At 65.1% G+C, this 25,751-nt stretch carries 21 protein-coding genes; 13 read left to right on the top strand and 8 right to left on the bottom strand.

The features are described 5' to 3' along the window. Nucleotides 1–152 precede the first annotated feature (152 nt). Nucleotides 153–1,886, top strand: coding sequence for an ABC transporter permease (locus ACO6D5_RS24410; RefSeq protein ID WP_485826805.1), 1,734 nt, complete (start codon nucleotides 153–155; stop codon nucleotides 1,884–1,886). Nucleotides 1,887–1,894: 8 nt separating this feature from the next. Next, nucleotides 1,895–3,190, top strand: a complete 1,296-nt coding sequence (locus ACO6D5_RS24405) for an ABC transporter ATP-binding protein (RefSeq protein WP_315846852.1) — start codon at nucleotides 1,895–1,897, stop codon at nucleotides 3,188–3,190. Between the two features lie 51 nt (nucleotides 3,191–3,241). Here the strand turns inward: ACO6D5_RS24405 and lpxO are convergent, their stop codons facing one another. After that, nucleotides 3,242–4,141, bottom strand: a complete 900-nt coding sequence (gene lpxO, locus ACO6D5_RS24400) for a lipid A hydroxylase LpxO (RefSeq protein WP_006224882.1) — start codon at nucleotides 4,139–4,141, stop codon at nucleotides 3,242–3,244. Between the two features lie 128 nt (nucleotides 4,142–4,269). Here lpxO and dnaE point away from each other — a divergent pair, with 128 nt between their 5' ends. The 7 genes from dnaE to ACO6D5_RS24365 are packed head-to-tail and all read left to right on the top strand — an operon-like array spanning nucleotide 4,270 to nucleotide 13,433. After that, complete coding sequence (dnaE, locus tag ACO6D5_RS24395) at nucleotides 4,270–7,761, top strand: DNA polymerase III subunit alpha (protein ID WP_315846850.1); 3,492 nt, start codon at nucleotides 4,270–4,272, stop codon at nucleotides 7,759–7,761. Continuing rightward, nucleotides 7,761–8,861 carry a glycosyltransferase family 4 protein gene (locus ACO6D5_RS24390; RefSeq protein WP_485826804.1) on the top strand — a complete coding sequence of 367 codons (1,101 nt, stop codon included), beginning with the start codon at nucleotides 7,761–7,763 and terminating at the stop codon, nucleotides 8,859–8,861. Before dnaE ends, ACO6D5_RS24390 begins: the two co-directional genes overlap by 1 nt. Then, nucleotides 8,858–9,706 carry a polysaccharide deacetylase family protein gene (locus ACO6D5_RS24385; protein WP_315846848.1) on the top strand — a complete coding sequence of 283 codons (849 nt, stop codon included), beginning with the start codon at nucleotides 8,858–8,860 and terminating at the stop codon, nucleotides 9,704–9,706. Before ACO6D5_RS24390 ends, ACO6D5_RS24385 begins: the two co-directional genes overlap by 4 nt. Beyond that, nucleotides 9,703–10,455: a glycosyltransferase family 2 protein gene (locus ACO6D5_RS24380; protein WP_315846847.1), complete on the top strand. Its 753-nt coding sequence runs from the start codon at nucleotides 9,703–9,705 to the stop codon at nucleotides 10,453–10,455. The genes ACO6D5_RS24385 and ACO6D5_RS24380 overlap by 4 nt, the downstream gene beginning before the upstream one ends. After that, on the top strand, nucleotides 10,452–11,576 hold the full coding sequence (locus ACO6D5_RS24375) for a glycosyltransferase (protein ID WP_485826803.1): 1,125 nt from the start codon (nucleotides 10,452–10,454) through the stop codon (nucleotides 11,574–11,576). The genes ACO6D5_RS24380 and ACO6D5_RS24375 overlap by 4 nt, the downstream gene beginning before the upstream one ends. Before the next feature lie 8 nt (nucleotides 11,577–11,584). Continuing rightward, complete coding sequence (locus ACO6D5_RS24370) at nucleotides 11,585–12,310, top strand: polysaccharide deacetylase family protein (RefSeq protein WP_485826802.1); 726 nt, start codon at nucleotides 11,585–11,587, stop codon at nucleotides 12,308–12,310. Next, nucleotides 12,285–13,433 (top strand): glycosyltransferase family 4 protein, encoded by a 1,149-nt coding sequence (locus ACO6D5_RS24365; protein WP_315846844.1) that lies wholly within the window; start codon nucleotides 12,285–12,287, stop codon nucleotides 13,431–13,433. Before ACO6D5_RS24370 ends, ACO6D5_RS24365 begins: the two co-directional genes overlap by 26 nt. A gap of 36 nt (nucleotides 13,434–13,469) precedes the next feature. Here the strand turns inward: ACO6D5_RS24365 and ACO6D5_RS24360 are convergent, their stop codons facing one another. Genes ACO6D5_RS24360 through ACO6D5_RS24350 form a run of 3 tightly spaced genes read right to left on the bottom strand, consistent with a single transcriptional unit; the run spans nucleotide 13,470 to nucleotide 15,503 of the window. Then, entirely contained in the window at nucleotides 13,470–13,754 is a 285-nt protein-coding gene (locus tag ACO6D5_RS24360) for a YkgJ family cysteine cluster protein (protein WP_485826801.1), read from the bottom strand. After that, complete coding sequence (locus ACO6D5_RS24355) at nucleotides 13,751–14,515, bottom strand: YdcF family protein (RefSeq protein ID WP_485826800.1); 765 nt, start codon at nucleotides 14,513–14,515, stop codon at nucleotides 13,751–13,753. Before ACO6D5_RS24355 ends, ACO6D5_RS24360 begins: the two co-directional genes overlap by 4 nt. A gap of 16 nt (nucleotides 14,516–14,531) precedes the next feature. Further along, complete coding sequence (locus tag ACO6D5_RS24350) at nucleotides 14,532–15,503, bottom strand: glycosyltransferase family 9 protein (protein WP_315846841.1); 972 nt, start codon at nucleotides 15,501–15,503, stop codon at nucleotides 14,532–14,534. A gap of 106 nt (nucleotides 15,504–15,609) precedes the next feature. Here ACO6D5_RS24350 and msbA point away from each other — a divergent pair, with 106 nt between their 5' ends. From msbA to ACO6D5_RS24335, 3 genes are all read left to right on the top strand, one after another. Then, entirely contained in the window at nucleotides 15,610–17,385 is a 1,776-nt protein-coding gene (gene msbA, locus ACO6D5_RS24345; RefSeq protein WP_315846840.1) for a lipid A export permease/ATP-binding protein MsbA, read from the top strand. 135 nt (nucleotides 17,386–17,520) lie between these two features. Further along, nucleotides 17,521–19,326 (top strand): monovalent cation:proton antiporter-2 (CPA2) family protein, encoded by a 1,806-nt coding sequence (locus ACO6D5_RS24340; RefSeq protein WP_485826799.1) that lies wholly within the window; start codon nucleotides 17,521–17,523, stop codon nucleotides 19,324–19,326. 136 nt (nucleotides 19,327–19,462) lie between these two features. Continuing rightward, on the top strand, nucleotides 19,463–19,693 hold the full coding sequence (locus ACO6D5_RS24335) for a hypothetical protein (protein WP_485826798.1): 231 nt from the start codon (nucleotides 19,463–19,465) through the stop codon (nucleotides 19,691–19,693). 30 nt (nucleotides 19,694–19,723) lie between these two features. Here the strand turns inward: ACO6D5_RS24335 and ACO6D5_RS24330 are convergent, their stop codons facing one another. Next, entirely contained in the window at nucleotides 19,724–20,869 is a 1,146-nt protein-coding gene (locus ACO6D5_RS24330) for a GGDEF domain-containing protein (RefSeq protein ID WP_485826797.1), read from the bottom strand. A gap of 165 nt (nucleotides 20,870–21,034) precedes the next feature. Between ACO6D5_RS24330 and ACO6D5_RS24325 the strand changes: the two genes are divergently transcribed. After that, nucleotides 21,035–22,501: a sensor domain-containing diguanylate cyclase gene (locus ACO6D5_RS24325; protein ID WP_485826796.1), complete on the top strand. Its 1,467-nt coding sequence runs from the start codon at nucleotides 21,035–21,037 to the stop codon at nucleotides 22,499–22,501. 26 nt (nucleotides 22,502–22,527) lie between these two features. Here ACO6D5_RS24325 and ACO6D5_RS24320 read toward each other — a convergent pair whose 3' ends face one another. The 3 genes from ACO6D5_RS24320 to rng form a co-directional block, all read right to left on the bottom strand. Further along, entirely contained in the window at nucleotides 22,528–23,229 is a 702-nt protein-coding gene (locus ACO6D5_RS24320) for a DUF3053 domain-containing protein (protein WP_315846835.1), read from the bottom strand. A gap of 208 nt (nucleotides 23,230–23,437) precedes the next feature. Further along, a complete protein-coding gene (locus ACO6D5_RS24315; RefSeq protein WP_485826795.1) occupies nucleotides 23,438–24,016 on the bottom strand; it encodes a hypothetical protein in 579 nt (192 codons plus the stop codon). Between the two features lie 28 nt (nucleotides 24,017–24,044). Further along, nucleotides 24,045–25,508, bottom strand: a complete 1,464-nt coding sequence (gene rng, locus ACO6D5_RS24310; protein ID WP_485826806.1) for a ribonuclease G — start codon at nucleotides 25,506–25,508, stop codon at nucleotides 24,045–24,047. Between the last annotated feature and the right edge of the window lie 243 nt (nucleotides 25,509–25,751).

Here is a 25,751-nt window from a genome sequence, read left to right as displayed (position 1 = left end):
GGCCCCCGCCATGCCGGGCGTCTCAAGAACCCACCTCTCAACGCCGCCCAAAAAAACCATAAAAAAACGACAAACCCCGCATTCAGACCGCCGTCATCTCGTTATGCTCCAATGCGCTGGCCTCTCCCCTTGCGCCCTGGAACATCCCCGACATGTTCGAGTTATTCAGCCCCCGGACCCGCCCGAAAACGGGCTCCCGCTCCACCCCTAACCGCTGGGATTGGGCGCTATTGCCCCTGGTGCTGGGCATCCTGGCCTTGATGGCCTATGGCGCCTCCCAGATGAGCCGTCCGTTCGCGCTGGGCGAGGAACTGCCGATCTCCCTGGATCCGGCCTACCTGCCGTATTACCTGCTGCGCACCATCCTCCGGATGTTCACGGCGCTGGGATTTTCCCTGCTGTTCAGCTTCGTCTTCGCCGCCATCGCCGCCAAGTACCGGACGGCCGAAAAAGCGATGATCCCCATGCTGGACATCCTGCAGTCCGTCCCGATCCTGGGCTTCCAGGCCATCGCCATCGCCCCGTTCATCGCGCTGTTCCCCGGCAACCTGCTGGGCGTGGAATGCGCGGCGATCTTCGCGATCTTCACCTCGCAGGCCTGGAACATGGCCTTCAGCCTGTATCAATCCATGCGCACGGTGCCGGCCGAACTGAACGAAGCCGCCCGGATCTTCCGGCTGTCGGGCTGGCAGCGGTTCTGGCGGCTGGAATTGCCCTACGCCACGCCCGGGCTGCTGTGGAACATGATGATGTCCATGTCGGGCGGCTGGTTCTTCCTGGTGGCCGCTGAAGCCATTTCGGTGGCGGGGCAGGACATCAAGCTGCCCGGCATCGGTTCCTACATCGCCGTCGCGATCCAGGCGGAGGACGGTCGCGCGATCGCCTGGGCCATCGGCGCCATGATGGCGGGCATCCTGCTGTACGACCAGCTCTTCTTCCGGCCGCTGCTGGCCTGGGCCGACAAGTTCCGGTTCGAGGAATCGCAGGGCGATGCCGCGCAGCAGTCATGGCTGCTGGACTGGACGCGGCGCAGCCGCTGGATGCAGGCGGTGTCGAATGCGTTCTGGGCGTGCATGCGGCGTGCGCTGGGGTGGTTCAGCGTGCCGTATGACGGCACCTCCATCCGGGCGCGGGCGAAGGTCCCGGACCCGCGCTGGGCCCGGGTCTGGGACGCCTTGCTGGCGGCCGCGGCGCTGCTGGTGACATACAAGCTGGTGGTGTTTGTCCACCAGGACGTGGGCTGGGGCGAAGTGCTGCTCGTGCTGGGCCTGGGCGGCATCACGATGGTCCGGGTCATGCTCCTGATTGCGCTGGCATCGGTCGTCTGGGTGCCGGTCGCGGTATGGATCGGGTTGCGTCCCCGATATTCGCAGCGCGTGCAGGCGGTCGCGCAGTTCCTGGCCGCTTTCCCCGTGAACCTGCTGTTTCCCGCCGTGGTCTACGTCATGGTGGCCTGGCAGCTCAATCCGAACATCTGGCTCAGCCCGCTGATCATCTTCGGCACCCAGTGGTACATCCTGTTCAACGTCGTGGCCGGCGCGTCCACCATTCCTAACGAACTGCGGCTGGCGGCCGACAACCTGGGGCTCAAAGGGTGGCTGCGCTGGCGCCGGGTCTATCTGCCCGCCGTCTTCCCCAGCTTCATCACCGGCGCCATCACCGCCAGCGGCGGGTCGTGGAACGCCAGCATCGTGGCCGAGTACGTGTCCTGGGGCAAGACCTCGCTGGTCGCCGATGGCCTGGGCAGCTACATCAAGCAGATGACCGAGCAGGGCGATTTCCACCGCATCGCGCTGGGTATCGGCGTGATGTGCGTCTTCGTGATGCTGTTGAATCGATTTTTCTGGCGCAAGCTATATCTGCTGGCCGAAGACCGCGGCCGCTAGGAGTAGTCATGAACCCCAACGTCCTGATCGAACTGCACGACGTCGGCAAATCGTTCCGCGCTGCCGACGGTACTGCGCGGCACGTGCTGGAACACGTGGATTTCACGCTGAAGGAAGGCGAAATCGTGGCCTTGCTGGGCAAGTCCGGCTCGGGCAAATCCACCTTGCTGCGCATCATGGCCGGCCTGGTCAATGCCGACCAGGGCACGGTCACCTACCGCGGCCAGCCGGTGTATGGCCCCGCGGCAGGCATTGCGATGGTGTTCCAGTCGTTCGCCCTGTTTCCGTGGCTGACCGCCCAGCAGAACGTCGAATTGGGTTTGGAAGCCCAGGGCGTGCCGGCCGCCGAGCGCGCCAAGCGGGCCGACGCCGTGCTGGACCTGATCGGCCTGGGCGGTTTCGGCGGCGCCTTGCCGCGCGAACTGTCCGGCGGCATGCGCCAGCGGGTGGGCATCGCGCGCGCGCTGGTCATGAACCCCGACGTGTTGCTGATGGACGAGGCGTTCTCGGCGCTGGACGTGCTGACGGGCGAGACCTTGCGCGACGACATGCTGGAACTCTGGGACGAAAGCCGCATTTCCACCAAGGGCATCCTGATCGTGTCGCACAACATCGAGGAAGCGGTGATGATGGCCGATCGCATCATCGTGTTCGACAGCGATCCGGGCCGCGTCCGCAGCCAGGTGCTGATCGGTCTGCCGCGGCCGCGCGATGCGGATTCGCCGCAAGTGCGCGCGCTGATCGACGAGGTCTACGCGTTGATGACGATGCGGCCCGCGCATGGCGTGCCCACGCCGCGTCAGCAAGGGCTGGGCTACCGGTTTCCGCAGACCGAGGTCGAGCGCATGGAAGGTGTGCTGGACGTCCTGGCCGAAGCGCCGTTCAACGGCCGCGCCGATTTGCCCAAGCTGGCTGAAGAGGCCGAGATCTCCGATGATGACCTGCTGCCGGCCTGCGAGGCGCTGGGCCTGTTCGGCCTGGCCCAGCTTGACCGCGGCGACATCTTCCTCACGCCGCTGGGCCAGCGCTACGTGCAGGCCGAACAAGGGCAGAAGCAAGCCATCTTCGGACGCCAGCTGCTGGCGCATGTGCCGCTGGCCGCGCACATCCGCCACAGCCTGGAACAGGAGCCCACGGGCGCCTTGCCCGAAAAGGACTTCCTGGATTCGCTGGAAGAATTCTTGAAGCCCGACGAGGCCGAGCGGGTCCTGAAGATCGCGGTGGAATGGGGCCGGTACGGCGAGATCTACGGCTACGACTACCACACGGGGCTGTTGACGCTGCCCGTGCGTGAAGCGGCCTGAGCTGAGAGGGGGGCGCCCCGGGCCGAAGCAGGCCCGGCGCCGCCCGCGGCATTACAGCGCGATGAAGCCGATGACGACCAGGGCGATCAGGCCGAACTTGGTCGCCTTGTAGACCGTGCGGTTCCAGGCCTTGAAGGCCTTGCGCTTCTGGTCGATGACCCAGTGCGCGTGCGTCAGCTTGTTGATGGCGCCGGTCTGGTCGCCACCGTCGTTGGGCGAACTGGCGGCCGACATGACCACGCGGCCAAACCAGCGGTTGAACGCCTCGGCCCAGCGCCATTTCAGCGGACGCTCCACATCGCAGAACAGGATGATCCGGTTCTGGTCGGTGTGGTTGTAGGCTTCGTGCACATAGGTTTCGTCGAACACCACGCTTTCGCCGTCGCGCCAGCTATAGGATTCGCCGTCGACGATGATGTGGCAGCGGTCGTCGTTCGGCGTCACCAGCCCCAGGTGATAGCGCAGCGACCCGGCAAACGGATCGCGGTGCGGGTTCAACTGGCCGCCGGGCGGCAGTTCGGCGAACATCGCGGCCTTGACCTTGGGCAGGGTCTTCAGGATGGCGACGGTCTTGGGGCACAGTTCTTCGGCCGACGGGTGGCGGGCGTCATACCACTTCAGGTAAAAGCGCTTCCAGCCGTACTTGAAGAAGGAATTGAAACCGATGTCGTTATGGGCGTCGGCCGCCTTGATGCGGCGCAGTTCGGCCATCTGCACGGCTTCTTCGCGGATGGTTTCCCAATGGTCGTCCAGCACCTTGAGTTCGGCGATTTCGCTCGTCGTCAGGTAGGGCGTGGACGGCACGCGGGAGGCCAGCACCATGAAGGCGTTGATCGGGGCCAGCAGGACCGAGTGGTCCAACATCTGCCGGCCCAGCGGCAGTTTGACTCGGCCTCGGAAGTGGGCAAACAGGATGGCGGCCAGCCAGATCCCGGGTATTAGCCATTTCATACGTAATCGTTGTCCTGCGACAGGTGGGTCATGTCTACCTAGTATTGTTACACAAGGTCCGTGGCGCGCCGTTTGCGGAATCTCAGGCGCATCGGCTTGGACCGGGATCACTAGGTACAATTCCCGCTATGTCCGAAGCCGTAACAACCCCGACCCCCTTTGTGCATCTCCGCGTCCACTCCGAGTTTTCGGTGGTGGACGGCATCGTGCGCATCTCCGACCTCATCAAGCGCGTCGCCAAGCTGGGCCAGCCGGCCGTGGCGCTGACCGATCTGTCGAACCTTTTCGGCCTGATCAAATTCTATAAGGGCGCGCGAGGCGCGGGGGTGAAACCCATTGCCGGTTGCGATGTCTGGCTGACCAACGACGACGATCCGGCCAAGCCGTTCCGGTTGTTGTTGCTGGTGCGCAACCATCAGGGCTATCTGAACCTGTGCGAATTGCTGTCCAAGGCCTTCCTGACGAACCAGGGCAAGGGCCGGGCGGAAATCCGCCGTGAATGGCTGCAAGGCCAGGAAGGGCTGATCGCGCTTTCAGGGGGACGGATGGGCGACGTGGGCCAGGCGCTGGACGCTGGCAACGCCGTATCGGCCCTGGCGCTGGCGCGGCAATGGGCGCACTTGTTCCCGGGCAGCTATTACATCGAATTGCAGCGCGCCGGCATGGACGGCGACGAGGCCTACACGCAGGCCGCCATGCGGCTGGCGGGCGAAGCCGGCCTGCCGGTCGTGGCGACGCACCCGGTGCAGTTCCTGGACGAATACGAATTCCAGGCCCACGAGGCCCGCGTCTGCATCGCCGAAGGCGAAATCCTCGCGAACCCGCGCCGCGTGCGCCGGTTCACCAAAGAGCAGTACCTGCTCAGCTCCGAGGAAATGGCCCGGCGCTTCGCCGACGTGCCTTCGGCGCTGGCCAATACGGTCGAAATCGCCAAGCGCTGCAACCTGAGCCTGGTGCTGGGCAAACCGCGCCTGCCCAACTTCCCCACGCCCGACGGCGTGACGCTGGACGACTATCTCGTCCAGCTGTCCGAAGAGGGCCTGGAAAAGCGCATGGCGTTCCTGTTCCCCAACGAGGCCGAACGGGAGTCCAAGCGCGAGCAGTACTACGAACGCCTGCGCTGGGAATGCAAGACCATCATCCAGATGGGCTTTCCCGGCTACTTCCTGATCGTGCAGGACTTCATCAACTGGGGCAAGAACAACGGCGTGCCGGTGGGGCCGGGCCGGGGGTCGGGCGCGGGTTCGCTCGTGGCCTACGCGCTGGGCATCACCGACCTGGACCCGATCCGCTATGACTTGCTGTTCGAGCGCTTCCTGAATCCCGAGCGGGTCTCCATGCCCGACTTCGATATCGACTTCTGCCAGGACAACCGCGAACGGGTCATCGACTACGTCAAGGAAAAGTACGGCCGCGCCGCCGTGAGCCAGATCGCCACCTTCGGTACGCTGGGCGCGAAAGCCGTGGTCCGCGACGCCGGCCGCGTGCTGGACATGCCCTACATGTTCTGCGACGGCCTGTCCAAGCTGATCCCGTTCAACCCGATGGATCCCTGGACGCTCGAACGCACCCTGAAGGACGAACCCGCCTTCAAGGACCGCTACGAGCAGGAAGAGGAAGTGCGCGCGCTGGTCGACCTGGCCAAGCCGCTGGAAGGCCTGACCCGCAACATCGGCATGCACGCCGGGGGCGTGCTCATCGCGCCCGGCAAGCTTACCGATTTCTGCCCGCTGTATTGCCAGCCGGGGCAAGAGAACAGCGCAGTCTCGCAGTTCGACAAGGACGACGTCGAAGCCGCCGGTCTGGTGAAGTTCGACTTCCTGGGCTTGCGCAACTTGACCATCCTGGACTGGGCCGTGCGCTATGTGCGCCAGTTCAACGAGGACAAGCGCGACTTCGACGTCATGGCGCTGGAACTCGACGATCCGGCCGCCTACAAGATCCTGTGCGACGCCAACACCACCGCCGTGTTCCAGCTGGAATCGCGCGGCATGAAGGAACTGCTGAAAAAACTGCGGCCGAACACCTTCGAAGACATCATCGCCATGCTGGCCCTGTATCGCCCGGGGCCGCTGGAATCGGGCATGGTGGATGACTTCGTCAACCGCAAGCACGGCCGCGCCGCAGTGGACTATTTCCACAACGACCTGGAAAGCACCCTGAAGAGCACCTACGGGGTCATCGTCTACCAGGAACAGGTGATGCTGATCTCGCAGATCATCGGGGGCTACTCGCTGGGCGGCGCCGACCTGCTGCGCCGCGCCATGGGCAAGAAAAAGCCCGAGGAAATGGCCAAGCACCGCGAACTGTTCGAGCAAGGCGCCAAGGAAAAGGGCCACGATCCCGACCTGGCGGTCAAACTCTTCGACCTGATGGAAAAGTTCGCGGGCTACGGCTTCAACAAGTCGCACTCGGCCGCGTACGCGCTGATCTCGTACCAGACCGCCTGGCTCAAGGCCTATCACCCGACGGAATTCCTGGCCGCCACCATGTCCTCCGATATGGACGATACGGACAAGGTCCAGATCTTCTGCCGCGACGCCCAGGACAACGGCGTCGAGGTGCTGCCGCCTGACGTCAATTTCTCGGGCTTCCGGTTCGAGCCGGTGGCCGACAAGCACACCGAAAAAGGCAAGCCGCCGCGCACGATGCGCTACGGCCTGGGGGCGGTCAAGGGCACCGGGCAGGGCGCCGTCGAAGACATCCTGCGCGCCCGCAAGGAAGGCGGTCCGTTCCTGAACCTGTTCGACTTCTGCCGCCGCGTGGGCAAGCAGGCCGTCAACCGCCGCACCATCGAAGCCCTGATCAAGGCGGGCGCCTTCGACACCATCGAACCGAACCGCGCCGCGATGCTGGCCTCGGTGCCCACGGCCATGGAAGCCGCCGAGCAGGCGGCCCGCAGCGCCAACCAGGCCTCGCTGTTCGGCGACGACAGCGGCGACGTGGTCGCGGGCGAACTGGCCAAGGTCGCGCCCTGGGACCTGCACAAGAAGCTGACGGAAGAAAAGTCCGCGCTGGGCTACTACTACAGCGGCCACCTGTTCGACGCATGGCGCGATGAAGTGCGCCGCATCGTGCCGATGCAGCTGGCGCGCGTGGAGCCGCAGCGCGACCTGCAATGGATGTGCGGCGTGCTGGCCAGCGTGCGCGTCATGATGACCCGCCGCGGCAAGATGGTGTTCGCCGTGCTGGACGACGGCACGGCGCAGGTGGAAATCTCGGTATTCAACGAGCTCTACGAAAAGCACCGCAACCGCCTGCGCGAAGACCAGCTGGTCATCGTCCAGGGCAAGGTCAGCAACGACGATTATTCCGGCGGCATGCGCATCGTGGCCGAACAGCTGTACGACCTGCAACTGGCCCGCGAAGCGCGTGCCAAGTCCCTGCGGGTCAAGCTCAATGGAACGGCCGACGCGGCGCGTCTGCGCCAGATGCTGAACCCGTTCCGGGCCGAACCCGAAAACGGCATCCCCGGCGTGCCGGTCGATATCGTCTACACCAAGAACAATTTCCTGTGCACGGTCCGGCTGGGCGAAGAGTGGCGGGTCCGCATGGCAGACACGCTGCTTGAAAACCTGAACGCCTGGACCAAACCCAACGGAGTAGAGGTCACCTATTGATGCGAAAACTGCGTATCGTGCATTCGGAAGCCGCCACCAGCTTTGGCGGTCAGGAAGGGCGGATCTTCAAGGAAATGACGGCCATGCGCGCGCGCGGCCACCATATCGAAGCCATCTGCCAGCCTAGGGCCCTGCTGGTCGAACGCCTCTCCGATGCCGGTTTCACCGTGCACAAGGTCGCGATGGACGGGCCGGTGAATTACCTGAAGGGTGTGGCCGCCGTGCGCGGCATCCTGAAGGAAGGGCGCTTCGACGTGCTCAACACCCACAGCCGGCGCGATACGGTCATTGCGGCGCTGGCCGCCAGATTGGCGGGCACCCCGTTGATCGTGCGGACCCGCCACCTTTCCAACAAGGTGGGATCGATGTGGTCCTATACCTGTCTGCCGCACAGGGTCACGACGGTCAGTGATCATGTGCGCGAATACCTGATCGAACGCGGCGTGCCGGCCAACAAGGTGGCCACCGTCTATTCGCCTATCGTGCTGCCGCCGCCTGTCGAACGCTCGACTCTGCGCGATGAGCTTGGCCTGGCGGACGACGATATCGTCGTCGGTTGCGTGGCGGTCATGCGCGCCACCAAGGGCCACAAGGACCTGATCGACGCGATTGTGCCGTTGATGGCTAGCCGGCCCAAGCTGCACCTGGTGTTCGTCGGCGGCGGTTCGCCCGTCTTCGAGCAGACCCAGGACTACGTGGCCACGCTGGGCTTGCAAGACCGCATCCATCTGATGGGCATGCGGCGCGACGTGCCCAACCTGCTGGCGGGATTCGACGTGTTTGCCCTGGCCACGCAGCAGGAAGCGTCCGGCACCGTCTATGTCGAAGCGCAGGCCAGCGGCCTGCCGGTGATCGGCACGGATGTGGGCGGCGTGTCCGAGATGTTCCGCAACGGCGAGACCGGCGTCCTGGTGCCGCCCAAGAATCCCCAAGCGCTCACCGAGGCCCTGCAGCGCCTGATCGATGATCCGGCGCTGCGCCGCCGCATGGGCGACGCCGGCCGCAAGATGGTCTGGGAAGAGGCCGTGTTTTCGCCCGCCCGCCTGGCCGAAACCACGGAAGCCGTCTATTGGAAGTGGCTGGCGGAGCGCGCGGGATGAATGCGCCCAACGTCCCGGTGCTGATGTACCACCATGTCACCCCTGCGGGCGGCATGATCGCAGCCACGCCGGACGTGTTCGAGGCCCAGGTTTCGCGCCTGGCGCGGGCCGGCTACCAATCGCTGTCCGCCGCCCAGTTCGCCGCCTACCTGGCCGGCGGCGCGGTGCCCGAGCGTTCGGTGCTGATCACCTTCGACGACGGCTACCTGAATAATTGGGTGCACGCGCATCCCGTGCTGGCGCGCCATGGCATGCGCGCCGTGCTGTTCACCATCACGGGCTGGATCGGCGACGGCCCCGTGCGCGCGCATGCAGGGCAGGGCGGCCCCTTGCCGGCCACGCCCGACCACGACGCCTGCAAGCAACTGGTGGCGGCCGGCCGTGCCGATGAGGCCATGCTGCGCTGGAGCGAGATCGAAGCCATGCAGGCCGCGGGCACCTTCGAATTCCATTCCCATACGCACACCCACACGCGCTGGGACAAGGTCTGTGGCGCCGACGTGGACGCCAAGCGCGACCACATCGCCCAGGAGCTTCACGATTCCCGCGACACCCTCGTTCGCCGCCTGGGATCCGTCAGCGACCATCTCTGCTGGCCGCAAGGCTATTTCGATGCGGATTACGTCGCCGCCGCGCGGCAGGCGGGCTTTGCTCACTTGTACACTACCGACCCTTTCGGGCAGAACACCCCCGGCGCGGACCCCGAGCACATCTACCGTTTCGCGGTGCGCAACCAGGGAGGATCCTGGCTGAACCGGCGCATCTGGCTGTCGCGCGACCCATTCTGGGGGCCGCGCTACCACGCCTGGAAAGCCTGGAAAAAGCGTCTTAGGAATCGCGGATGAAGCTATCAGTCATCATCATCACCAAGAACGAAGCGGCGAACATCGCCGCCTGCCTTAAGTCCGTGGCCTTCGCCGACGAATTCATCGTGGTGGATTCGGGCAGCACCGACGGCACTGTCGAACTGGCGCAGGCACTCGGCGCACGCGTCGAAATCACCTCCGACTGGCCTGGCTTCGGCCCTCAGAAGAACCGCGCGCTGGATCTGGCGACCGGTGACTGGGTGCTGTCCATCGACGCCGACGAGCGCGTCACGCCCGAGTTGGCCCGCGAAATCCAGGACGTGCTGGCGAACCCGCGCGCCGATGCCTACGAGATCGCCCGGCTATCGAATTTCTGCGGCAAGGACATCCGCCACAGCGGCTGGTGGCCCGATTACGTGCTGCGTCTCTTCAAGCGCGGCACGGCACGCTTCACCGACGCCGCCGTGCATGAGCGCGTGGTGCCGGCCAACGGCCAGCCCGTGAAGCTGCAGGGCTACTTCAATCATTATCCGTACGACAACCTGGATGCGCTGATCAACAAGGTCAATCGCTATTCGTCGGACGCGGCGGCGATGATGTATGCCAAGGGGCGCCGCACGTCGGTCTTCGGCGCCTTGGGCCACGGTTTCTGGACCTTCGTGCGCATTTATCTCATCCGGCGCGGCTTCCTGGACGGCAGGCACGGCCTGGTGCTGGCGGTGACGGCGGCGGCAGGCAGTTTCTTCCGCTATTCCAAGCTGATGTTCCTGGCCGAGAAGCAGAAGTGAAGATCCTGTACACGAACTTCCACGCCGGCAACGGCGGGGGGCACGTCACCTACATCATCAACCTGGCGAAGGCCCTGGCGCGGGATCACGAGATCACCGTGGCGGCGCCCGCCACCAGCCGGCTGCACCGCTACGCCCGCGCCATTCCCGGCGTGACGGTGGTCGACATGCAGTACACGACGCGCCCGTCCTCCTGGTTCAAGGACCGCTCCAAGCTGCGCCGCCTGATCAAGGCCGGGCGTTTCGACATCATCCACGTCAACGGATCGGCCGATCACAAGCAGGTGATGCTGGCGACGCTGGGCATGGCCCGCCGTCCGCGCATCGTGTTCACCAAGCACAACGACCATCCGCTCTCGAGCTTCGGCCACAAGCTGCGGGTCGCGTTGGCGACCGACCACGGCATTGCCGTCAGCGACTACGTCCATGGCCTGATGCAGCGTTCGCCCTACAGCAAGCGCCCCATCACCACCATCCGGCACGGCATCGACACGAACTTCTTCGCTCCGCCTCCTCCCGAAAGCCTGGACAAGCTGCGCGCGCTGATCTTCGGCCAGGCCTGGCAGGGCAAGCTGCTGCTGGGCAGCGCGGGCGGCACGGACTACGACAAGGGCTGGCTGGACCTCGTGGCCGCCGTTGCCGCGTTGCCGCCGGCCGACAAGGCGCGCGTGCTGCTGATGGTGGCCGGCGATCCGCCGTCCGAGGCCAAGCTGGCCCGCGTGCGCGAGCTGGGCATGATCGATCAAGTCCGCTTCCCCGGGCTGCTCGATGACGTGCGGGCTGCGTTGGCGTCCTGCCATGCCGGCTTCGTGCTGTCCTATCGCGAAGCGCTTTCCTTCGCATGCCGCGAGATCATGGGCCTGGGGCTGCCCGCGCTGGTGACCGACGTGGGCGGGCTGCCCGAGAACGTGACCGACGGCGTGGACGGCTGGATCGTGCCGGTACGCGACGTGCCCGCCATGACGGCCAAGCTGCGGTTCATGCTGGACCATCCGGATGTGGTGCGCGCCATGGGCGCCCGGGCCCGCGAAACCAGCCTGCGCGACTTCAATCTGGACCGTTTCGCCGCCGCCACAGTGGATGTCTACCAGCGTACGCTGGATGGACGCCGGGCTCTATAATCGGCCCTATGTCTATCCCCATTCTCATGTACCACCAGATCGGCGAGCCCAACCCCAAGGGCACGCCGTTTCGCGGGTTGACCGTACATCCCGACAGCTTTGCCCGCCAGATGCGCTGGATGCGCCGGCTGGGCTACCGCGGCCTGTCGATGCGCGACGTCATGCCCTATGTGCGCGGCGAGCGCCAGGGCAAGGTGTTCGGCGTCACGTTCGACGACGGCTACCGCAATGTGCATCGCAACGCGATGCCGGTGCTGAGCGAGCTCGGCTTTACCGCCACCAATTATTTTGTCGCGCGCCAGTTCGACGGCAGCAACGTCTGGGACCATGCAAAGGGCATTCCCTTTTCGGCCCTGATGACCGTGCAGGAAATGCGCGAATGGGCGCAGGCCGGCAACGAGGTCGGCTCGCATACGCTGGACCATGTGCATTTGCCCGAAATGCCGCCCGAGGAAGCGCGGCGCCAGATCATCGAATCCAAGGACGAGCTGGAACAGGCGCTTGGCGCGCCCGTCACGGCGTTCTGCTACCCCTATGGCGATCACGGGCCGGAGCACCGCGTCATGGTGCGCGAGGCCGGCTACGACAACGCCACGCTGACCCAGCGCGGCTTGGCAGCGGCGTCCGACGATCCATTCGGACTGCCCCGGGTGACCGTGGCGCGTTCCACCAATATCATCCGCTTCCTGCAGAAATGCCTGACCCGGTATGAAGACACGCGCCGGCGCCGCTGAGCGGCGGCTTCGCATTGCGCTGTTGGTCGACCGCTTCGGCAATCGCTTCGGAGGCGCGGAAGCCTATGGCGTGGAGCTGATGCGCGTCCTGGGCCAGCGCCACGATGTCTCCATCGTGGCGCGCGACTTCGACAGCGACCTGCCGTTCCGTTTCCTGCCGGTGCGCTTTCCCGGTTGGCTGCCCAGCTGGATGCGGGTGCTGTATTTCGCGTGGCGGGCCGACCGGCTCACCCGCGGGAAATTCGACATCGTGCATTCGCACATGAACGGCTGGGCCGGAGAGATCCAGGTCATGCACGTGACGCCGGTGCGCTACAACCGCGTCACCCGCGTCAGGCCGCTGGCGCGCGTGACGGCCTGGCTGAGCCCGCGGCTGGCCACCTATCTGCTGCTGGAAAAGTTGCGGGTCCGCGGTGCGCCCGCGCGGCGCGTGGTAGCCGTGTCCGGCCTGATCATGGATCAGCTTCACCGCAGTTATGGGCAGCAGTTGGCCGTGGACATCATCGCGCCCGGCGTCAAATTGCCGTCGGCTGAAGACGCCAGCGGGCGTGAAGCCACCCGCGCCCGCCTGGGCTGGGAGGCGGGCACGGTCGGTTGCCTGCTGGTGGCCCGCAATCCCTTGCGAAAGGGGTTGCCCGCCTTGCTGGACGCATTGGCGCAGTTGCCGGCGCATTACAAGCTGCTGGTCGTGGGGGCGGACGAGCCCACCCGCGACCGGGTCCGTGCCGCCACCGGCATCGCCCATCGCGTCACGCTGGTCGATCCTACGCCCGAGGTGGCCCAGTATTTCAGCGCGGCGGACATCTATGCGCATCCCACGCTCAACGACAGCTATGGCATGGCGCCGCTGGAGGCCATGTCGCACGGCCTGCCGGTGGTGGTCAGTTCGCCGGCCTATTGCGGTTTTGCGCAGTACCTTTCCGCCGGCAAGGACGCCTTGATCCTGCAAGATCCGCGCGATGGCGCCCAACTGGCGCAAGCGCTGGAACGGCTGGGCTCGGAACCCGAGTTGCGCGCGGCATTGACCGAACGCGGCCTGGAGATCGCCCGCGACCAAAGCTGGGAAACGGTTGCCTCAAGGTATGAGGAGCTGTACGAAAAGGTGCTGGAAGCGCGCAACTGAGCGGGCAGCAGGTGTGGCCGCCACGCTGCGCGGATCTTAATGCCCCGGCGCGGTGGCCCGCTCCAGTTCCGCCAGCCATCGGACCGCGTGTTCGCGGTCGGGGCCGCACATGTCGTGCTGGGGTTGCAAGCCGCCGCAGAAATCCGGCCGCGAGGGCTGCCCGAAGATCGCGCAGCGCATGTCCGGCAGCAGCTGAATACAGGGCACGCCCGCCGGCTTGCCGTCAGGCATCCCCGGAATCGGCCGGGTGATCGACGGGGCGATGCAACAGGCGCCGCAGCCCGCCCGGCAGTCCAGGGCAGGCGCTGCCGTCAAACTCATACCCATCCGCGCAGCCAATACACGAACAGGCCGGCGTATTCCTTGATGATGGAGCGGCTGGCGTCGAAAGTGCGCTGGTCGGGCATCCACAGCGACAGCGAACCATCCGTGGGCGCCACGATCTGCGGCGGGGCAGGGGCGGCGATGGCCTCCACGCCTTGCTTGGAGAAGGCCGCCATCGCACGCGGCATGTGCAGCGCCGAGGTCACCAGCAACACCTTGCCGATGCCGCGCGACTTCAACGTATCTTCGGTCAGGGCGGCGTTTTCATAGGTGGTGCGGCTGGAGTTTTCCAGGATCAGGGCGTTTTCGGGCACGCCTTGCTGACGGATGGCATGCGCCATGCCGCGGGCCTCGCTGACATCGCCTTCCAGCGCGCCGCCCGACAACACTACCTTGGGGGCGCGGCCGGCCAGATAAAGCTGGGCTGCCGTGTCCACGCGCACTACCGCGGTTTCCTTGTCATAGGGCAGGAACCAGTTGGCCCGGCCATTGGCCGTATTGCCGCCCAGCACCACGATGGCGTCCGCCGTCGGCGAATCCGCCGGAGGCAGGTGCGGATAGCGGCTTTCCAGCGCGCCGCCCAGCCACAGCGAGGTGGCCGGCAGCGACCACGCCAGGGCCCATAGCAGACCCGCGGCAATGACGGCGCCGCCGGTCTTGCGCAGCCGGAACAGGCCCAGCACCAGACCGATGATGACCAAGGTCACGCACAGGTTGTAAGGAATGATCAGATTCGTGAGGTAGCTGGAAAAGGTCATGTCAAAACTATCCTGATTACTTCGTCCCGCCCAGCAGGGTGATAGCCTGCTGTTCTACTTCTTCGACGGACGGCCAAGCCAGCTCCGATCCGACGCATACCGCCCGGGGCGACCACGGACCGGTCCGTCCCGGTCGGGTCACGCCGAACAGCGCGAGTTCCCGGGCGGACGCCGCCGCGGCGACGTGCGAGACGCCGGAGTCGTTACAAATCACCAGCGCCGCCCGTGCCGTCAACGCGGCGAAGGCGCCCAGCGACAGGGGGGGCAGCAACTGCGCGGTGGGCGCATTGCGACGCGCTTCGTCGGTTTCGGCCGGAGGGGGGCACATTACCACGGTATGGCCGCCTGCCTGCAAGGCGCGGGTCAGTGTATCGAATCCGGGCCACACCTTGATCTTGCCCTTGTGCAGGCCGGTGGCCGTCGGGGCGATCAGCACAAAGCGCTGGGCGGTGAGCCCGGCGGCCAGCAGCGCCTGGTCGGCGGCCTCCTGGTGGGCGGGCGTCAGCGGAAGGTCCAGGGTCGGGCCCGGCTGGGCGGGGCCGGACGGCAGGCCCCAGCGGGTCAGCGCCTCGCGGGTGAGGTGGTGCCAGGACTGCACGGCGTGCAACGACTCGGCGGGCTTGGCGACAGGCCAGCGCAGCAGGAAGCTGCGGCCATCGTCCCGGTAGCCGGCAGAAGGCAGTCCCGCCAGCCGGAAGACCAGGGCGCTGGACAGCGAATCCGGCAGCAACAGGCCGCGGGCGCGGCGGCCCAGGGCGCCCAGGCTGCGCCGGTGGGCGCTGACTGCCGCCCGGTCGGGGCCGACCTTGCCGCGCATGGGGATGAAATCCTGCTTGGGCACGCCATCGAGCAGGTCGCGGGCCCACGGACGGGCGCAGATCACCAGGGGCAGGCCGCTGGCCTGCAGCGCGCGCAGGCTGGGCAGGCTCATGCAAACATCGCCCACCCAATTGGGTAACCGGACGTACAAGCAACTGATTTCGGACATGGGCGGGCGAGGGGCGATAGGGGCTGAAATGAGGGTGGGCGCTACAGCGCGGCGGCGCGTAGCCGGTACAATCCCGGGCACAATTGTATAAAAGCGAGTGTTCCCTTTGAATTCTGCCGTACGCAACGCACCCGCGGATTCCAACCCCGTCAAGTCTGAACTCTGGAGCCGGATCTACAGCCGCGTGGGTTCCTACTGGAAGGGCTTGCTGCTGGCTGTCCTGCTGATGGCGGGCGCGGCGGCCACGCAACCCGTTCTGGCCGTCATTATGAAGCCCTTGCTGGACGGCGGCTTTTCCGGGGCCAAGCCCTATTATGTCTGGGCCTTGCCGCTGGCGGTCGTGGGTCTGATCCTGCTGCGCGGGATCTGCAACTTCTTCAGCGACTACCTGCTGGCCTGGGTGGCCAACAATGTGCTGCTGGGCATGCGCCGCGACATGTTCGAACGGCTGCTCGGCCTGCCCGATTCGGACTTCAAGCGCGGCGACACCGGCCGGCTCCTCAACCGCTTCACGATCGACGCCGGCAACGTCACGGGCTATGCCACCGACGTCATCACGGTGCTGGTGCGCGAAACGCTGGTGGTGCTGGCGCTGATTTGCGTGCTGCTCTACATGTCGTGGGTGCTGACGCTGATCATCCTGATCATGCTGCCGGTATCGGTGCTGATCTCGCGCTTCTTCATCAAGCGCCTGCGCCGCATCAACCGCGACACCGTCAACATGAACGCCGAACTGACCCGCGTGGTCGGCGAAGGCATCGACGGCCAGCGCGTCATCAAGCTGTTCGACGGCTATGAAGTCGAACGCGGCCGTTTCGATTTTGTCAGCCGCCGCCTGCGCCGCTTCGCCATGCGCACCGCCACGGCCGACGCCGCCCTGACGCCCCTGACGCAGGTCTGCATCTCCATTTCGGTCGGCGCGGTCATCGCCGTCGCGCTCAGCCAGGCCAACAGCGGGGCGCTCACCGTCGGCAGCTTCGCTTCCTTCATGGCTGCGCTGGCGCAGATTTTCGACCCCATCAAGCGCCTGACCAACGTCGCGGCCCGCATGCAGAAGATGCTGGTGTCGGCGGAAAGCGTGTTCACGCTGATCGACCAGACGCCCGAGAACGACACCGGCACGAAGGAATTGGCCGAGCCCGTGCGCGGCAAGGTGGAATTCCGCAACGTCAAGCACCGCTTTCCCGACGCCGACCGCGACACGGTCAACGACATTTCCTTCGTCGTCGAACCCGGCCAGACCGTCGCCCTGGTGGGCCGGTCCGGCAGCGGCAAGACGACGCTTGTCAACATGCTGCCGCGCTTCGTGCTGGCCGACGGCGGGTCGATCCTGGTGGACGACACGCCCATCAACGACCTGACCTTGCGCAGCCTGCGCTCGCACCTGTCGCTGGTCAGCCAGGACGTGGTGCTGTTCGACGACACCATCGCGGCCAACGTCGGCTATGGCGCGTTGGGCAAATCCAGCGAACAGAAGGTGCGCGACGCCCTGGCGGCCGCCAACCTGCTGGAATTCGTGGAAGGCCTGCCGCAGGGCATCAATACCCCGGTGGGCGAGAACGCCGCGCGCCTGTCAGGCGGCCAGCGCCAGCGCCTGGCGATCGCCCGCGCCCTGATCAAGAATGCGCCCATCCTGATCCTGGACGAAGCCACGTCCGCGCTGGACAACGAGTCCGAGCGACAGGTCCAGGCCTCGCTCGAACGCCTGATGAAGGGCCGTACCACACTTGTCATCGCGCACCGCCTGTCGACCGTCCAGAATGCGGACCGCATCATCGTGCTGGACGCCGGCAAGATCGTCGAACAAGGCCCGCATTCGGAGCTGTTGGCCGCCAACGGCCTGTACGCCTCGCTCTACAAGATGCAGTTCCGCGACGACTGACCGCGACCGACACCCCTCCAACCGCCACAATTCGTGGCGGTTTTTTTGTCTTCAGCCTGCCGTAGTTCCGGATTGCCAATCCCCCGGATTGCCGGAAAATGGAGCAGGCCCCCGCTGTACAACCTGGAGCGCCTCATGGCTCTGCCTACCGAAGGCAATCAACTCGTCAACGTCGTCGTCTTGCTGGGCGCGGCCGTCATCGCCGTACCGATCTTCAAGCGGCTGGGGCTGGGGTCCGTGCTGGGCTACCTGGCGGCGGGCCTGGCCATCGGCCCTTTCGGGATCGGTTTTTTCTCCGATCCCAAATCCATCCTGCACGTCGCCGAACTCGGCGTGGTGATGTTCCTGTTCATCATCGGGCTTGAAATGCAGCCGTCGCGCCTGTGGAAGCTGCGCGGCGAAATCTTCGGCCTGGGCGTGGCCCAGGTCGTGACGTGCGGCGCGCTGCTGACGGTGGTCGGCCTGCTGGCCGGCCTGTCCGGTCCCGCTGCCTTCATGGCGGCGATGGGGTTCGTGCTGTCGTCCACGGCCATCGTGATGCAGATCCTGGGTGAACGCGGCGACAGCGCGACCGGGCAAGGCCAGCGTATCGTCTCCATCCTGCTGCTGGAAGACCTGGCCATCGTGCCGCTGCTGGCGCTCGTCGCCTTGCTGGCGCCGGCGGGTGGCGCCGAGCATGGCGATCCCTGGACGCAGTCCGCGATTGCGGTGGGATGCATCCTTGCCCTGCTGGCGGCGGGCCGCTGGCTGCTGAATCCGCTGTTCCGGCTATTGGCGGCGGCCCATGCGCGTGAAGTCATGACGGCTGCTGCCTTGCTGGTCGTGCTGGGGGCGGCGCTCTTGATGGAACTGGGCGGCCTGTCGATGGCGATGGGCGCGTTCCTGGCTGGCGTGCTGTTGTCCGAATCCACGTTCCGCCACCAATTGGAGGCCGAGGTCGAACCCTTCCGCGGGATCTTGCTGGGTCTGTTCTTCCTGGGCGTGGGCATGTCGCTCGACCTGTCCGCCGTGGCCCGGGAATGGCCGTTGATCCTGGCGGCCGTGCTGGTGTTCATGCTGGTGAAGTCGATGGGCGTGTACGTGGTGGCGCGGCTGCTGCGTGCCTCCCACGCCGAAGCCATGACCCGCACCGCGCTGCTTGCCCAGGGCGGCGAGTTCGCCTTCGTGCTCTACGGCGCGGCGGCCGCGGCGGGCATCTTCGACGCCCATACCGGTGCGGTCCTGACGGCCGTTGTCATCATTTCCATGGCGCTGACGCCGCTGTGCGTGCTGGCGCTGCGTTGGTTGCTGCCCAAGCCCGCCCCCTCCATGGACGACGTGGATGTCGCCAAGGATCTGGACGGCTGCGCCTTGATCGTCGGTTTCGGCCGGTTCGGCCAGATCGTCACGCAAGCGATGCTGGCCCGCGACCTGAAGGTATCCATCCTGGATACCGACACCGACGCGATCCGGGCGGCAGCCAAGTGGGGGGTCAAGGTCTATTACGGGGACGGAACAAGAATCGACATGCTGCGCACCGCCGGCGCCGAACACGCGTGCGCCATTCTGATCTGTATCGACAATCCCCAGGCCGTCAATCACATGGTCAAGCTGATCAAGTCCGAATTCCCGCTGGTCCGGGTGGTGGTGCGCGCCTACGACCGGATCCACTCCCTGGCGCTGGCCAAGGAGGGGGTCGACTACCAGGTTCGCGAAACCCTGGAATCCGCTCTGGTGTTCGGCGAAGCCGCGCTGCGCGTCATCGGCGTTCCGGCCGACGAGGCCGCCGAGGTGGTGGAAGACGTCCGCCGGCGCGACACCGAGCGTTTCGATCTTGAAGTGGCCGGCGGGCTGTTTGCCGGCCGTTCACTGCTATACGGCAACATGACGGGCCCGGCGGACGGCAAGAACGACAAGCCAGACCGCGAAACCGCCGAGGCCGCCGCTAACCCATTGGCATGACAGACTTATTTCGCGCGCTCTATTTCCGCATCTTTGCATTACTTTACGTATCATTTCACGCGCAAACCCGAAAGACTGGGGTAGTCTCATTTGCAATGACTCTTCACTGATGAAGAGCATTTGCCAGGGGGCTGCCATGCTGCAATCGGATCGTAGTTTCACGACGCCGCACGCTGTAGGTGTTGAGCTTGCCCGGCGCCAGGCCTTGGCCTTGCAGTGCGGGTTCTCGGCTGGCGCCATGCGCCAGCTGATGTCGTCCACCGGCGGGGCTGGCCCTGCCTGGGCGATCAACGCGCAACGCGAGACCGACAAGGTACGGGGCGTCCGCGCCTTTCCCTTCCGCATCGCCGCCACGGCGGTGTCGTAAGGGCAGCTCCGGGCGCGGGGCGTCCGGAGTTCAGGCTTGCGCCATTGCTGTGCGGCGTTTGCCGGCCGATTTCGCCAGGTAAAGCGCCCGGTCCGCCGCATGCAGGACGGCCGCCCTGTCGGCGCCGTGGCGGGGAATCAGCGCAATACCGACGCTGCCGCCAATGGAAATCAGATTTTCCTGTTCCAGATCATAGGGTTGCGAGACGGATTGCACGATCCGGTCGCCAATCGCCTGCGCCTCGCTGTCGGAGCCTTGGCGGATCAGCAGCACGAATTCATCGCCGCCGATACGCGCGGCCACGGCCCCGTCAGGCATCAACGTCGACAGGCGTTCCGAGACCTGCTTGAGCAGGGCGTCGCCCGCCGCATGCCCATAGGTGTCGTTCACCGCCTTGAATCCATCCAGATCCAGATACAGCACGGCGAATTCCCCGTGGCCCGAACGGGCGTCGGCCACGGCCTGGTCCAATGCCTGGAACAGTCCGTGGCGGTTCAGCAGGCCGGTCAGTGAATCCTGGCGCGCATGCCGGTCGTTCTCGCGTTCTGCCAGCATTGTCGACACCAGCATCCCATTCAGCCGGTATGACGCCATCGACATGGACGTCATGTAAAGCGGCACCTGCACCAGCACCAACCAGAAAATCGGCTCGTGGATGAACAGGGCGCCCATCGCGCAGGGGCCGACGCTCAGCGCCACCATGACCGCCGACATCCGCGGCGCGCCGAAATTGCGTACGCAAATGCCGCCCACCATCGACGCGGCGGACAGGCAGGCCACGGTCGCCGCGATCCAGTCGCCGCTGATCAAGCTGATGAACGTGCCGTAGCCTACGCTCGACGCCCACAGCAGGGCCAGCACCACATACAGATCGGTGGGCGTGGGCAGCTTTGCGGAAGCCGCCTTGCGGGCAGTGGTCAGCACCCTGATCCGCGACAGGCAGACCAGCAACTCCAGCGCGAGCCACAGCAAGAATGCCGGCTCGGGGTGGCGAAAGGTGATCAGGGCGGCCACCAGCAAGGTGTTGATGATGCCGCCAAAGAAGATGGGCAGTGATCCGAACAGCCCGCCGATCAGCGCCACGCGGATTTCCGCCGGCACATCCCCTCCGGGATTGACCAGCCATTGGGTGACCTGCCAGCGGGGCAGGCTGTAAATGCGATCGTTGTGGTTCATAGGTGCGACATCGTAGCTGGGCGGCGCGGGCGATGCACGGAGTTGTGCGCTGGCGTGCCGCCCGCGATCTTGCGCGGGGCGCAGGGTAGCGGCATTATCTTCCCGGATACGGCGCCATAGGCGTCAGCCACGACATCCCGACCGCCATCGTGAAGGAGCGCCGCATTGAAGTCCCGTGGATTTTTGCATCGCACCCTGTATGCGCTGGCCGGGCTGGTCGCGATCGGCATCTGTGCGGCCGCGGTGGCATTGCTGTGGATCGACAGGCGCCTGACCTGGGAATCCGCCTATACGGCAGGGCATAACCTGACCGGCGTGCTGGCGGCCGACATCAGCCGCACGCTGCACGTGTACGACCTGTCGCTGCAAGAGGTGGTCGAACGCCTGCGCGAACCCGGCATCGAACTCGTCAAAGGCGAAGCGCTGCATCGGTTCCTGTTCGACCGTTCGTCCTCGGCGGAATACCTGGGCGCCATCGGCGTGCTCGACGAAAACGGCAACGTGCGCTACGCCTCGGTCGACATCAGCCCCTCCGAACGGAATTTCTCCGATTGGGACTACTTCCAGGTCCATCGCGACGCCGACGACGTCGGCATGTATGTCAGCCGTCCGTATCGCAGTCCCTTGCGCGGCGGAGACGAGAGCATCGCCATCAGCCGGCGGATTTCCCGTCCGGACGGCAGTTTCGCGGGCGTCGTCGTCGGTTCGCTGCGGCTGGCGTACTTCCGTGACCGTTTTGGCACGCTGTCGATCGGCGAACGCGACGCGATCACCGTGTTCCGCAACGACGGCGTGGTGCTCGTCCGCAATCCCTACTCGGCGTCGGACATGGGCCGCGAATTCGATTTCCCGCAGGATTTCCAGCAATTCCTGGTCCGCCGCGAGGGCGCGTTCGTCGGCACGTTGTCGCCGGACGGCGTCAAGCGCTTGCACACGTTCCAGAAGATCGACAACACGCCGCTGGTCATCAACGTGGCGCTGGCGGTGGACGACATCCTGGAACCCTGGGTCCGGCGCGCCGCGCTGGTCGTTCCGGTCACGCTGGCGTTGTTCCTGTCGGTCATGGCGCAGATCGTGCTGTTCCGGCGCGAGATGCGCTTAAGGCGCGCTTTCGAGACACAGCTCGAAATACAGGCGCAGACCGACGGCCTGACCGGCATCCCCAACCGCCGCACGTTCGATGAAGCGCTGGCGCGCGAATGGCAGGCTGCGCGGCGCGACGGCCAACCGCTGTCGCTGCTGTTCCTGGATGCCGACCGCTTCAAGCTCTATAACGATCGCTATGGCCATCAGGAAGGCGACGAATTGCTCAAGCGGATCGCGTCCACGCTAAAGAAAAAAGCCCGCCGTCCGCGCGATCTGGCGGCGCGCTACGGGGGCGAAGAGTTCGTGGTGTTGCTGCCGAACACCAGCCGGCAACGTGCGATGGGCATCGCGGAGACGATCCGGCGCGCGATCGCGGAACTGCGCGTGTTGCACCAGGACAATGACGGCGGCTGGGTCACCGTCAGCATCGGCGTCGCCACCGCCGAACCCAAGGCGGACGACGAGGCATCCGCCTTGGTGGAAGCCGCCGATGCGGCGGTCTACCAGGCCAAGAAATCCGGCCGGAACCAGGTGGCCACGATCTGATCGTCCGCGGCGCGGCCGGCCGCCAATCAACGGCCCAGCATGACGGCTTGCATGCGCGTGTTGGCCTGTTGCAGGTTCTTTGCCTGCGCATTCAGGTCTTGCAGCAGCTGATTCAGCTCGGCTTGCACGGCCGGATCCTGCACCTTGACCACGGGGCCGGAGATCTCGATCTGCGCTTTATGCGCATCGACGTAATCGGCGATCTTCAAGCTGCTGTCGAACGTGGCGTTCAGCTGCGGCAACACATCGCGGAACGTATCGGCCGGCAGGCTCACGGTCTTGTCGTAGGCCTTGTCGTACACGGCCTTCAGGTCATCAGGCTGCTTCAACTGCGCACGGGCGGCATCGGCTTTCGATTTCTGTTCCTTCAAGGCCGCGCCCATTTCGTTGATGGACGTCTGCACGTTTTTCAGGTCATCGCGGCGTGTCAGGATATCGTTCAGCGAACGCACGGCGCCCTTCTGCATGATGCCCGACAGCGGCTTGACCGATGCGTCCATGCTGGAATTGAAGTCGGTGATCACGGCGTAGTGCGCCGCATAATCGCCAAAGGACTTCTTCTCTTCATCCGTCAGCGTGGGGACGCGCACGCCGGGTTTGTCGACGATGCGGGTTTGCAGGAACTGCGTGAATGCCGCGCGCTGTTCAGGCTCCTTGTCGCCGCAGGCCGCCAGTACCAGCGGCAACGCCGCGACCAGCACCAGGAACGGACGGAATAGGGACTTCATTGCATTGACCTCCGAAAGCATAAGAAAAAAGCGCCAGGCGGGGCTATACCCCGCAAAGCGCCCGCAGCTTATCGGCTGCCCTTTCTCGCCGCCATCGGTTTCAAACTTCATTTCAATCGAATTGTTAAGACACACAATCCATACAGATCGCGTTGAAAAGAAATCGTCAACCTGTTAGTGCGCGAGATAAGCAGTGCGCTCCTGCGGTCTATGCGACCAGTTGATGCGCCAATATCCCCAGAACAAATCCGCCAATGATGCAGCCCGCCGCGATAAGGCACAGAAAGATCGCCGCCAGCAGAATGAACGGCGACCGCGCTTTCGTCACCTGCAGGGAATAGTCGGCGGGGGCGGCCGTCGTCCGGATCGGCAGCAGCGTCGACAGCGCCAGTTCAATCCTGGATACGCTTGCGCCTTTCGCCAAGGAGATCCTGTATTGGCCGGCGGGAGCGAAGAACGTGAACAGCTCCATCCGGCCCGTAAGTCCGTTGTTGACTGTGGGCCGCAACAGAGAGGCGCGCAGCGCCAAAGGCCTGTCCGACTGGACGGATCGGATTTCGGGACGGAATTCGCCGACGGGCGTCCTCTTGAACAGCGGCGCCTTTTGCCAGATGGAATAGGTGCCCGCTCTGGCAATCGAAAACGGCGCCTCTTTTTGAGTATGAGGCACTTCGACGATGATCTTCTCCGCGAAGGCGCCCGAGATCAAGCGTATGGCGAAGACGAGCAGCGGAATGCCCGCCAGGCTCAAGCCGAACAGCAGGATTCGGGCCAGCGTCAGATCCATTTATCGGGTGGGGGGCGGGCAGTGAAGGTCAGACCAGGATGATGTCGTATTTTTCTTGCGAGTACGTGCTCTCCACTTCCAGCGATACGCGCTTGCCCACGAAGTCGCCCAGCATCGCCAGGTGTTGGCTTTCTTCTTCCAGGAACAGGTCCACCACGTCTTGCGAGGCAAGAATGCGGAATTCCTTGGGGTTGAACTGGCGTGCTTCGCGCAGGATCTCGCGCAGGATCTCATAGCAGACCGTGCGCGGCGTGCGCACATTGCCGCGTGACTCACACATGGGGCAGGGCTCGCACAGCTGATGCGCCAGCGAATCGCGCGTGCGCTTGCGCGTCATCTCCACCAGGCCCAATTGCGTGAAGCCGTTGACGGTCATGCGCGTGCGGTCGCGCGACAGGGCCTTTTTGAGTTCGGCCAGAACCGTATCGCGATGCTCCTGTTCTTCCATGTCGATGAAGTCCAGGATGACGATGCCACCCAGGTTGCGCAGCCGAAGCTGGCGGGCAATGGCCTGCGCCGCTTCCAGGTTCGTCTTGAAGATGGTGTCGTCGAAATTGCGTCCGCCGACGAAGCCACCGGTATTGACGTCCACCGTCGTCAGCGCTTCGGTCTGGTCGATGATCAGGTATCCGCCGGATTTCAGGTCCACGCGGCGCGATAGCGCGCGCGCGATCTCGTCATCCACGTTGGCGGTATCGAACAGCGGCCGTTCACCGCTGTAGTGCTGGATGCGGTCCACCACCGACGGCGTGTAAATGCGCGCCCATTCCAGCATGGCCGCGCTGGTGGTGCGCGAATCCACCAGAATGGTGCCCGTACCCGGTCCCACCATGTCGCGCAGCACGCGTTGCGCCAGCGTCAGGTCCTGGTGAAGCAGGGCGGGGGCGGTCTGTGTGCGGGCCGCGGCCTGAACGCTGGCCCAAAGCTTGCGCAGATACTCCAGGTCAGCCGTCAGTTCCTCGTCGTTGGCGCCCTCGGCCTGGGTGCGGACGATGAATCCGCCTTTTTCCTCGGCGGGCATCAACGCCTGCACGCGTTCCCGCAGTTGGATGCGCTCGGACTCGGAATCGATCTTCTGCGAAATACCGATGTGCGGGTCATGCGGCAGATACACCAGCATCCGCCCGGCCATGCTGATCTGGGTCGACAGGCGCGCGCCCTTGGTGCCCAAGGGGTCCTTGACCACCTGGACCATGATGGTCTGTCCCTCAAACAGCAGCTTTTCGATGGGCGTCGGCGTCAGGCCCTGGCTGCGTTCACCCCGGTTCTCGCGCAGGTCGGCGATATGGATGAAGGCCGCGCGCTCCAGCCCGATATCGATAAAAGCGCTTTGCATGCCGGGCAGCACGCGAACCACCCGTCCCAGATAGATATTGCCGACATGGCCCCGCTGGATGCTGCGTTCCACGTGCAGCTCCTGTACGGACCCCAATTCCACCAGCGCGACGCGGGTTTCAAAGGGGGTGACGTTGATCAGGATGTCTTCGCTCAGGGCGATGGCTGGGGGCATAGCGTGTTCGTCTCCAATTAGGTACGGCGTACAGGCGAATAGTAAACGTACCCCAAGGAGAGGCAAGCCGGGCAGGGCAACTATATATAGAGAGGTTGGCAAATCCTGGCCGCTATATATAGAGGGAGGCAGATGCAGGCAGCCGCCGGCCCGATGCACTGGGAATTTTCTTGCTTCCCGCGCATGACAGCGCCAAAACTTGTGCTATAGTCTCGCTCCTTCGCA

It is taken from the genome of Achromobacter sp. (assembly GCF_057314935.1).
The sequence above is the reverse complement of the archived record's forward strand: the minus strand, read 5'-3'. Positions and strand labels throughout refer to the sequence as shown.